The sequence below is a fragment of the Natronomonas sp. genome (genome assembly GCF_028274965.1).
GTDB lineage: Archaea > Halobacteriota > Halobacteria > Halobacteriales > Haloarculaceae > Natronomonas.
Window position 1 is genome coordinate 1 of the sequence record NZ_JAQCNO010000030.1, and the last position, 10,582, is coordinate 10,582.

Annotated in this window: 10 protein-coding genes; 8 read left to right on the plus strand and 2 right to left on the minus strand. The window is 70.7% G+C overall.

Annotation, left to right across the window (positions count from 1 at the left end; translation table 11 throughout):
- The 5 genes from Q0916_RS04860 to folP form a co-directional block, all read left to right on the plus strand.
- The coding region (locus Q0916_RS04860; RefSeq protein WP_299235139.1) for an ATP-binding cassette domain-containing protein at positions 1 to 294 on the plus strand (294 nt) is incomplete at its 5' end.
- On the plus strand, positions 291 to 1,466 hold the full coding sequence (locus tag Q0916_RS04865; RefSeq protein WP_299235142.1) for an alpha-D-ribose 1-methylphosphonate 5-triphosphate diphosphatase: 1,176 nt from the start codon (positions 291 to 293) through the stop codon (positions 1,464 to 1,466). The genes Q0916_RS04860 and Q0916_RS04865, both read left to right, overlap by 4 nt.
- Positions 1,463 to 2,284, plus strand: coding sequence for a sugar phosphate isomerase/epimerase family protein (locus Q0916_RS04870; RefSeq protein ID WP_299235145.1), 822 nt, complete (start codon positions 1,463 to 1,465; stop codon positions 2,282 to 2,284). Before Q0916_RS04865 ends, Q0916_RS04870 begins: the two co-directional genes overlap by 4 nt.
- Positions 2,277 to 2,942: an HAD family hydrolase gene (locus Q0916_RS04875; protein ID WP_299235146.1), complete on the plus strand. Its 666-nt coding sequence runs from the start codon at positions 2,277 to 2,279 to the stop codon at positions 2,940 to 2,942. Before Q0916_RS04870 ends, Q0916_RS04875 begins: the two co-directional genes overlap by 8 nt.
- A 527-nt stretch (positions 2,943 to 3,469) precedes the next feature.
- On the plus strand, positions 3,470 to 5,974 hold the full coding sequence (gene folP / locus Q0916_RS04880) for a dihydropteroate synthase (RefSeq protein WP_299235148.1): 2,505 nt from the start codon (positions 3,470 to 3,472) through the stop codon (positions 5,972 to 5,974).
- A 22-nt stretch (positions 5,975 to 5,996) separates the two neighbouring features.
- On the opposite strand, the gene Q0916_RS04885 is transcribed toward folP, so the two are convergent.
- Complete coding sequence (locus tag Q0916_RS04885; protein ID WP_299235151.1) at positions 5,997 to 7,052, minus strand: glycosyltransferase; 1,056 nt, start codon at positions 7,050 to 7,052, stop codon at positions 5,997 to 5,999.
- A 128-nt stretch (positions 7,053 to 7,180) separates the two neighbouring features.
- Between Q0916_RS04885 and Q0916_RS04890 the strand changes: the two genes are divergently transcribed.
- The 3 genes from Q0916_RS04890 (at position 7,181) to Q0916_RS04900 (ending at position 10,120) form a co-directional block, all read left to right on the plus strand.
- Positions 7,181 to 8,971, plus strand: a complete 1,791-nt coding sequence (locus tag Q0916_RS04890; RefSeq protein WP_299235154.1) for a S9 family peptidase — start codon at positions 7,181 to 7,183, stop codon at positions 8,969 to 8,971.
- Positions 8,972 to 9,019: 48 nt separating this feature from the next.
- Positions 9,020 to 9,598 carry a GNAT family N-acetyltransferase gene (locus Q0916_RS04895; protein ID WP_299235157.1) on the plus strand — a complete coding sequence of 193 codons (579 nt, stop codon included), beginning with the start codon at positions 9,020 to 9,022 and terminating at the stop codon, positions 9,596 to 9,598.
- A 114-nt stretch (positions 9,599 to 9,712) separates the two neighbouring features.
- The gene (locus Q0916_RS04900) at positions 9,713 to 10,120 is read left to right on the plus strand and encodes a potassium channel family protein (protein ID WP_299235159.1); all 408 of its coding nucleotides are present in this window, start codon (positions 9,713 to 9,715) and stop codon (positions 10,118 to 10,120) included.
- A 21-nt stretch (positions 10,121 to 10,141) separates the two neighbouring features.
- Here Q0916_RS04900 and Q0916_RS04905 read toward each other — a convergent pair.
- Positions 10,142 to 10,582, minus strand: a 441-nt coding sequence (locus Q0916_RS04905) for a hypothetical protein (RefSeq protein WP_299235161.1), incomplete at its 5' end; no start/stop codon positions are given.

Below are 10,582 nucleotides of genomic sequence, written 5' to 3' on the forward strand. Positions count from 1 at the left end.
TACCCCGCGACCTTTTCGGGCGGCGAGCGCCAGCGGGTCAACGTCGCCCAGGCGCTTGCTCCGAGCCCGGCGTTGCTGTTGCTCGACGAGCCGACGAGCGCGCTCGATCCGGCGACGCGGCGGGCGGTCGTCGAACTGCTCGAGTCCGCGACCGAAGCCGGAACGACCGTGATCGGGGTCTTCCACGACGCCGACGTCGTCGAGGCCGTCGCCGATCGCGTCGTGATGCTGGCCGACGGGCGGGTCGACGCGATCGCTCCGGTTGCGGCGTACGACGGAGGGGTCCCCGGATGACGCCCACCGCGTCGGCCGCCTCGACGGTCGACGTCGTCGGCGGTCGCCTCGTCACCCCGGAGGCCGTGATCAACGGCGGGCTCCGGATCGAGGGCGATCGGATCGTCGAGGTCGGAGGGATCGACGACGGTACCGACGCCGACGCAGTGATCGACGCCACGGACCGGTTGGTGCTGCCGGGGCTCGTCGACATCCACGGCGACGACATCGAGGGACACCTCCGTCCGCGCTCGGGGGTCCGCGTGGACGCCGCGATGGCGCTCGCCGCGGCCGACCGGGCGAACGTCGCCGCGGGCATCACGACGAAGTTCCACGCGGTCTCGTTCGAACTCGACGAGGACGAGGGCCGGTCGCCCGAAGTCGGGGCGGCGATCGCTGGGGCGATCACCGACGCGAGCGACCTGCTCGCCGACCACCGGCTCCACGCCCGGTGTGAGGTGACACAGAAGCGGTGTGTCGAGGCCGTCCACGGCGTCATCGACGACGGCGACGCCGATCTGGTTTCGGTGATGAGCCACGTCCCCGGAAAGGGACAGTTCCGGGACGTCGAGGCGTTTCGGACGTACTACGAGAACGCGAACGACCGCAGCGCCGAGCGGGCCGAGGAGATACTCGACGCCAGGCTGTCGGTCCCGATGTCGACGGTCCGCGAACGCGTCGACGACGTCGTCGATCACGCCCGCGAGGCCGGGATGGTGACGGCCTCTCACGACGACGAGAACCCCCGGGAGATCGAGCGTCTCGCCGCGTCGGGCGTCGACATCACCGAGTACCCGATCACGCTCGACACCGCCGAGCGGGCGGCCGAACTCGGGATGACGACGGCCATGGGCGCGCCGAACCTGGTCCGCGGTCAGAGCCAGTGGGGCAATCTCGCGACGGCCGACGGCATCGACGCCGGGGTGATCGACGCGCTCGTCGCGGACTACCACCCGCCGTCGCTGCTCGCCTCGGTGTTCGTCGACACCGGCGAACCGCTCCCGGAACGCGTCGCGCGCGTCAGCGCCGCTCCGGCCGACGCCGTCGGACTCAGCGACAGGGGACGGCTCGAAGCGGGCGGCCGCGGCGACCTGATCGTCGTCGACCCCGAGCCGACGCCAACCGTCACGAGCGCCGTCGTCGCCGGACGGCCGGCGTACCGCGCGGACGCGTCCCGAGGGGGGCTCCGATGAGCGACCCCCACATCGGCGCGGCGATGGACGTCCGGTTCGGCGCGACCGTCGAGGCGTTCATGCGGTTCGTCACCGACCTCGGCCTGCGGCACGTGGAGTTCAAACACGAGTACCTGGCCGGCCACCCCGAGACGCCCGACCCCGAGCGGACCCGCGAGTTGGCCGAACGCTACGGCGTCACCCTCAGCTACCACGCCCCCTTTCGGGACTGGAACGCGGGCAGCTACGACGAGACGGTGCGTCGGAACGCCGTCGAGCGGGTCAAGCGGACCATCGACGACGCGGCCACCGCCGGCGCGACCGGCGTCGTCGTCCACGGCGGGTCCGTCCCGCGCCGCTACCCCGAGTGGGTGCGCGAACGCGCCCGCGAGAACGCACACCGATCGCTCGCGGAGTGCGCCGAGTACGCCCAACTCGTTGGCGTCCCCCTCTGTGTGGAGAACCAGCCGGTCGACGAACGGCGGACGCGATACACCACCTCGCCCGCCGACCTCGCCGCGATGATCGACGCCGTCGACGTCTCGCCGCGGTACCTCGGCGTCACGCTCGATGTGGGACACGCGAAGGTCAGCGACCACGACTGGCGCGCGTTCGTCGAGGAGTTCGGCGATCGGATCCGCGTCTGTCACCTCCACGACAACGACGGCACCGCCGACCAACACGAGCCCTTCGCCGAGTACGAGTCGGTCGTCGAGTCGGTCCCGGCCGAGTGTTTCGTCTTCGAGATGAAATCGATCGTCGACGTTGCGACGAGCGTCGGCAGCGACGCCGAGCCGCCAGACCCAGCGCCGGAACTGGAGGTGGGCGGCGGTGAGTGAGTGCTACGACGCCGTCCTCTTCGACAACGACGGCGTCCTGGTGGAACCGACCGACACCGACGTGCTCGTCGACGCTGTCGTCGAGTCCTTCGAGGCGTTCGGCGTGGGTGTCGATCGCTCGCTCGCCGAAGAGACGGTCTCGAACGGCACGGTGCCGGTCGAGACGGCCCGCGAGCACGGCCTCGATCCGGAGGCGCTGTGGCACCAGCGGGAACTGCGCGCCAGCCTCGCCCAACAGGCGCACGTCAGAGAGGGCGGCAAGGCGGTCTACGACGACGTCGCGGCGCTCGACGCCCTCGAGGTCCCGCTCAGCGTGGTCAGCAACAACCAACACGCGACCATCGAGTTCCTGATCGCCTACCACGGGTTGACGCGCTTCGAGGCCGCCTACGGTCGCCGGCCGACGCTTGCCGGCGCGGCCGCACGGAAGCCCGAACCGGACTACATCCGGCGGGCGCTGTCCGATCTCGGGGCGGAGCGGGCGCTGTACGTCGGGGACTCCGAGACGGATATCGTCGCCGCACACCGGGCCGGGATCGACGCGGCGTTCCTGCGGCGCGATCACGTCCGGGACGTCGATCTCTCCGTGGACCCGACCTTCGAGGTCCCGGACCTCCGGGCGCTGACCGAGCGACTCACCGCCGCCGGCCGCGCGTGACGTCGGGGTCCGGGGATGCCCCGAGAACGGCTGAATGCAAATTATCGTACAACTATTATATACTGTCAGCTGATAAAAAAAGGAAGACGGGACGTTCGGACGACGCTGCACGAACCCGCACGCGGTCGTCGGGCGCCGAGAGTTCGCGTCGGTCCGCGTTCGACAACCCGGACCGAAAATCACCGTAGAGAAGCTCTCAACCGGAAAATACGGACTATCGAGTACGGATCGGAGGATCACCCTCCCGCTTGGCCGCGTTCGGTGTGCGCGTCCGAACGCCGGCGGTTTCGGGCGCAAAACAGCGCACTCGCGTTGTACGGCGGGCAAAACGATGCGCCCCTCTGGGAGGTCGCCCCGCCGTCGGGGACGGTTCGTGCGAACCGGTCTTGCCGTCCGCTTCTTTATATAATAAAAACTATATTTAACTCGAAAAATCAAACAGACAGAACTATCGCACCGCGCCGCGGGTCGCCGGCCGGTCGGGCCGAAGCGAAAAACGATAAGCCGCTCGCCCCGTTCGGGTCGGCATGGAGTATCACGAGGCGGCGAACTTCCTGTTCGACCTCCGGCGGTACCCGTCTCGGACGGGCGTGGCTCCGACCCGGCGGCTGCTCGAGTACCTCGGGAACCCGGGCGAGGACATCCGGATCGTCCAGATCGGCGGCTCGAACGGGAAGGGCAGCACCGCCCGAATGGTCGAGTCGATCCTCCGGGAGGCGGGCTACGACGTCGGACTGTACACGTCGCCGCACCTCGACGACCTCCGCGAGCGGGTTCGGATCAACGGCCGGCCGGTCCCGAAGGCCGCCGTCGAAGCGTACGTCGAGCGCATCGCGCCGTACGTCCGTTCGAACGCGGCCGAGGGGTCCCCGCCGACGTTCTTCGAGGCGGTCACCGGGTTGGCCGTCGAGACGTTCGCCCGAGAGGGCGTCGACGTCGCGGTGCTCGAGGTCGGGATCGGCGGGGCGCACGACGCCACGAGCGCGCTGTCGCCGGCCGCCGCCGCGGTGACGAACGTCACGCTCGAACACGCCGAGATCCTCGGGGACAGCATCGACGAGATCGCCCGAGACAAGGCCGCCATCGCCCCCGAGAGCGCGCCGCTCGTGACCGGCGCCGAGGGGGAGGCGCTGGCCTCGATCGAGGACGCGGCCGGCGACGTGCGCCGGGTGTCCAATAACGACGGCGACAACGCCGGGATCACCGCGACCTCAGGCGGTCGTGAGGGGATCGAACAGCGCGTCACGATCGCGGGCGACGGCTGGACGGTCGACACCGCGTTGCCGCTTTTGGGCGCACACCAGGCCCGAAACGCCGGGGTCGCCGCCGGGGTCGTCGACCAGATCGCGGACGTCGACGTCGCCGACATCGAGCGCGGCCTCCGCAACGCCCACTGGCCCGGGCGCTTCGAGGTCGTCGACAGGGCGCCGCTCGTCGTGCTCGACGGGGCGCACAACCCCGGGAGCTGCGCCGAGACGGCGGCGACGCTTGAGACGTTCGAGTACGACGACCTCCATCTCGTCTTCGGCGCGATGGCGGACAAGGACCACGCCGGCATGACGGCGGCGCTCCCGGCCGCCGATACTGTGTACGCCTGCCGTCCTGATCTCGGGCGCGCCGAGACCCCCGACTCGCTGGCGGCCGTCTTCGAGGCCGACGGCCGCTCGGGAACGATCGAGACGGTCCGGGCGGTCGCCGACGCCGTCGACGCGGCGCTTCGCGCGGCCGGGCCAACGGACGCCGTCGTCGTCTGCGGGTCGCTTTTCGCCGTCGCCGAAGCCAGACAGCGCTGGCTGCGGACCCCGATCGCCTCGCGGGTCGACGACGGCGAGGCCGCCGAGGCGGTCCTCGAACGCGCGGACGCCACAGACGGCGATCGGCGGCGGGCGCGGGCGGGCGGCGTCCACCGCGTCCGCACCGTTCGCGCCCGTCCGCGGCAGGCGGCGGTCCTCGAACGGGAGTTGCGCGCGCTCGGCGGCGAGTGTGCGGTCTCGGGGATCGACCCCGGCGAGCGGGAACTCCTCGACGTCGTGTTGATGGGGACCGACGCGCAGTTCGACGCGCTCTTCGAGGCGCTCTCGGAGGCCGACGGCGGCGTCACGCCGCTGCTCGAGGACCTCCAAGATCGGATCGAGGCCGCTTCGGGGCGCGCCCACCCCGACTCCGGCTCCGGCCCCGATCCCGAGCCCGCCTTCGCGCTTCCCGAGTCGGCCGCCCCGTGGACGGACGACACCGCGGTGATGGGGATCCTCAACGTGACCCCCGACTCCTTTCACGACGGCGGCCGCTACGAGGCCGTCGAGGACGCCGTCGAGCGCGCCGGGGAGATGATCGAGGCGGGGGCGGACATCGTCGACGTCGGCGGCGAGTCGACGCGACCGGGCGCCGATCCGGTTCCCGTTCCCGACGAGATCGACCGGGTGGTGCCCGTCGTCGAGGCGCTGTCCGATCTCGACGTCACCGTCTCGATCGACACGCGGAAGGCGGCCGTCGCCGAGGCGGCCCTCGAGGCCGGCGCGGACGTGCTCAACGACGTCTCGGGGCTCGAGGACCCGGAGATGCGGCTCGTCGCCGCCGAGTACGACGTCCCGGTCGTGGTCATGCACTCGATCCACACGCCGGTCGATCCCGACGCCGAGACCGCCTACGACGACGTGGTCGGAGACACGATCGACGCCCTCTCCGAGCGGGTGCTGTTGGCGGAAAAAGCCGGGCTCGATCGCTCGCAGATCATCGTCGACCCCGGGATCGGGTTCGGCAAGACCGCGCCCGAGAGCTTCGCGCTGTTGGACCGCCTCGGCGAGTTCCGCTCGCTCGGCTGTCCCGTGTTGGTCGGACACTCGCGCAAATCGATGTTCTCGCTCGTCGGCCAGGACCGATCCGAGGGGCGGCTCGCGGCGACGGTCGCGGCGAGCGCCATCGCCGCCGAGCGCGGGGCCGACATCGTCCGCGTCCACGACGTCGCCGAGAACGTCGCGGCGGTGAAGACGGCGGCGGCGACGGCCGACCCGACGCGCGTCGACGGGCCCTGAGAGGCCGCGGGGGGTCCGTTGCTCAGCGCGCGTCGACGCCGCAGTCCCTGAAAAGCTCGACGTAGCGCCCCGTGATCGCGGCGTGATCGAAGGACTGAAACGACTTGTCGATGTCCCGAAATCCGAGCGACCACGCCGACTCGATGGCCTCGTCGAGGGCGCCCATGTCGGTGACGCGGATCCCGCGATCGCGGCGCTCGACGAGTTCGTGCGCGCTGGATTGGCCCTGGATCTCGACGACGCCGACGCAGCCGCAGGCGAGCGCCCACAGCAGCTCCTCGGCGAAGACCGCCCGACGGGCGGTCTGGACGAACGCGTGTGCGCCCCGGTAGGCAGCGATCCGTTCCTCTCGCGGGAGGTCGCCGACGAACTCGACGCGGTCGGCGAGACGGAGATCCCGCGCCTGCGTCTCGTAGGCCTCGCGCTCAGGCCCCTCGCCGATCACCGTCGCCGTCCAGTCGTCCCGATCGCGCAGCTCCGCGAGCGCGAGCAGGAGGTCCTCGAGGTTCGAGTTCTCGTCGAGTCGGCAGGCGTAGACGACGTCGCTGTACCCGTCGGGCTCCGTTTCGCCGATGCGGGAGACGTCGATCCCGAGCGGCACGACCGCGGTGTTCGACGCCGTTGCGCCGTACTCCCTGACGCGGGTTCGCTGGAGCTCCGAGGGCGTGACGACCCGCGTCGGCGCCTGAGCGGCCCGCGCCGTCCAGCGCGACCCGGGGACGGTCGGCTCGTCGCCGAACCAATCACAGATGAGCGGCGCCCGCGCGAGGCGGGCGCCGAGCGCCGCCGAGACGACGGCCCCCGGCGGCGACGCGGAGGCAAGGACGACGTCGGGGCGGTGTCGGGCCAAGAGCCCGGGGAGCCGCGTGTAGTACAGCGCCGGATGCTCGAAGGTGACGCCCTCGTGATCGAGGCCGCCGATCTCGATGCGTCGCCCGGACGTCTCCCACCAGGGCAGACAGTACACGGTGACGTCGTGGCCACGCCCCTCGAGGGCGCTCGCGAGACGGCGCAGCCGAACCGCGCCGGGACGCTTCTCGCGGGGCGGCGGGTCCCGGAAGACGACCGCGATTCGCATACCCGCCCGTCGACGGCCTGTTTCAAAAAGGGCCCGAAACGGGACCGGGCGCGGCAGGGGCGAGGGCGAGACCGATCGCCGGGAGCGGCGTCCGTGGGTATATTACCCGTCGGAGCACACGAGAGGGTGTGTACGGGTACGACGTCGAACGGTACCTGAACGTTCGGAGCGCCTACGATGCGTCCTTTCGGCACGACGGCACGCTCTCGTTTCGGATGGACACCACCGGCACGCCGCAGATCTGGACGGTCTCGGCGCCCGGCGCGTGGCCGACCCAACGGACCGTCTCCGAGGAGCGGGTGACGTTCGCTTCGCCCTCGCCCGAGCGCGCCGAGACGGCCTTCGGCATGGACGAGGGCGGCGACGAGCGCCAGGCGCTGTTCCGTCTGGACGACGACGGGCGGGTCCGGCCGTTCACCGAGGCCGACGCGAAACACAGGTGGGGCGGGTGGAGCCACGACGGCGAGCGGATCGCGTTCGCCTCGAACCGCCGCAAGGAGTCCGTCTTCGACGTGTACGTCAAAGAGCGGACGGCCGACCCCGGGACGGCCGACCGCGTGCTCGAGGGCGACGGCTGGCTGTCCGTCGGCGGCTGGAGCCCGGACGACACGCGGCTGTTGATCCACCGCGCGCGCTCGAGCGTCGATCACGATGTCGCCGTGTTGGACGTCGAGTCGGGCGCTTCGACGCTGCTGACCGACGACGAGGCGGCCGTCCGGTACCGCAGCCTCTCGTGGGGCCCCGACGGCGAGTCGGTGTACTGCTGTAGCGACCGGGGTCGTGACACGCTCGCGCTCGTCGCGCTCGACGCCGAGACGGGGGCCCTCGAAACGGTCGTCTCCGGCGGCGAGTACAACGTCGACGGCGTCGCGATCGACGACGACACCGGACGCGTCGTCTACTCCCGCAACGTCGAGGGCTACACGGAACTGACGCTCGGGGACCTCAACGGCACCGACGTCGACCCCCGGCCGACGCCGGACGTTCCGCGAGGGGTCGCGGGCGGCGTCGCCTTCGACGACGGGGCCGAGCGCTTCGCCGTCACCGTCACCGCCGATACGATCAACGCGAACGTCTACGTCGTCGACTGTGCGACGGGCGACGCCGAGCGCTGGACGCGGGCCCCGACGGCGGGCATCCCCGAATCGTCGTTCGTCGCCTCGGAGCTCGTCCGCTACGAGAGCTTCGACGGCCGGGAGATCCCCGGATTCCTCTCCGTGCCGCCGGACGGCGAGGGCGAACGCCCGGTCGTCGTCGACGTCCACGGCGGCCCCGAGAGCCAGCGGCGACCCTCCTTTTCGGCGATCAAGCAGTACTTCCTCGCCCACGGGTACGCCGTCTTCGAGCCGAACGTCCGCGGATCGACCGGGTACGGGCGAGCCTACGCCGCCCTCGACGACGTCGAAAAGCGCCCCGACGCCGTCCGGGATCTCGAGGCGGCCGCGGCGTGGCTCGCCGATCGCCCCGACATCGACGGCGACCGGCTGATCGCGAAGGGCGGCTCCTACGGCGGCTTCATGACGCTCGCGGCGCTGACGGAGTACCCCGAGCGGTGGGCCGCCGGGATCGACATCGTCGGGATCGCGAACTTCGTCACCTTTCTCGAGAACACCGGCTCCTGGCGGCGGGCGCTCCGGGAGGCCGAGTACGGCTCCCTCGAGAACGACCGGGAGCTGTTGGAGTCGATCTCGCCGATCCACGCGATCGATCGGATCGACGCGCCGCTTTTCGTGGTACACGGCGCGAACGACCCCCGCGTGCCGCTCGGGGAGGCCGAACAGGTCGCCGAGCGGGCCTCGGAGGCGGGCGTTCCGGTCCGGACGCTGATCTTCGAAGAGGAGGGCCACGGCCTCTCGAAGCTCGACAACCGGATCGAGGCGTACACGGAGATCGTCGCGTTCCTCGAGGAGCACGTCTGAGCCCTCCGAACGACAACGGTTTTGCGTCGGCCGCCCCTACCCTACCGTATGTACGTCCGGGACGCGCGCAACCGCGACGAGGCCTGGCTCTTGGATCACATCGACGCGATGGGTCTCGACGAGACGGCGTTTCGGTCCCGCGATTACGTCATCGCCGTCGACGAGGAGACGAACGCCCGCGCCGGGTTCGCGCGGGTCAGGACCCACGACGCCGACGAGCCGGTGTGCGAGCTGACGAGCATCGGCGTGTTGGACGGCTGGCGCGGACAGGGCGTCGGCGCACACGTCATCGAGCGCCTGATCGATGGGGCCGACGCCGAGGGGTTCGACCGCGTCTACGCGCTGACGAGCACCCACGAATATTTGAGCCAGTTCGGCTTCGAGGCCGTCCCCGAGGCCGACCTCCACGACGCCCTCGCGGCCCGACTCGAGGACAAACGCGGGACGATCGATCCCGAGGCCGTCCCGATGGGGATCGATACGGCCGCCTTCGAGATGCCCGAGCGGCTCCGCGAGCGGTTCAAGCGCGCCGCCGAGGACGACGCCGACCCCGAGCCCGAGGAGACCCCGGAGGACTTCGGGATCGACCCCGACGAGGCGACGTACAAGTACGACACGGGCGATTGAGCGTCTGTGCCCCCCGGGGCGGCGTGTCGAGCGACGTTTTCCCGCGATCGTACCCGTCGAGGCCCCTCCCGGACCACTGTAATTATATATAGGGTTCGTCCCTACAGGGCGGGTATGGACAGACACGTTCTGATCGTCGGGGCCGGACGCGTCGGCTACCGCGTCGCGGACCGTCTCGGCACCGACCGACACGCCGTGACGGTCATCGAACGGGACGCCGAACGCTGCGTGGGCCTCGCCTCGAACGGGACGCGGGTCATCGAGGGCGACGGCACCGATCCGGGCGTGTTCGACGAGCTAAACCTCGCCGAGGTCGACATCGTCGCCGCGCTCACCGACGACACCGAGACGAACCTGACCGTCTGCGAACGGGCCCGCGAGCACGCGCCCGACGTACGGACGGTCCTCAGGATCGCACAGGACGGCGAGCAGGACTACGGCTACCGATCTTTCGTCGATCACGTCGTCTACCCCGCGGCGGCGGGCGCCGAGGTCGCCCTCGAGCAGATCACCGGCCAGTGAGCGGCCGGCCGGCTGGCAGGTTCAGCCTTCGAACTGGTGGACCCGGTTGACCGCGACCCGAAGCGCCTCCGGCAGCCGATCGACGGTCATCGTCCGCCTCGGTGCGCTTCGGGGGCCGCTTCGCTCGTACAGTTCGATGTCCTCTCCCGGCCGATCGGGGTCGGCGGGCCGGAGGACGAGTATCGGGTCGGCGAGCGATCGTTCGAAGCGGAGCGTCTCGGCGAGCGGTTCGTCGCCCCACTGGACGATGTCGGGACGGAGCATCCACCCGGGCGGCAACTCGCGTTCGACGCGTTCGGTATCGGCGCAGTCGGCGATGGTCTCGGTCCGACCGACCCCTCCGAGGACGCCCGCGGGCGCCCCGGCGTCGGCCGTCCGTTCCGGCTCCGGCTGTGCTTTCGCTTTTGTTTCTCGCTCCTCCCGTCGTCCGCGTTCGTCCGTCGTGTGTCGTTCGGTCATGGT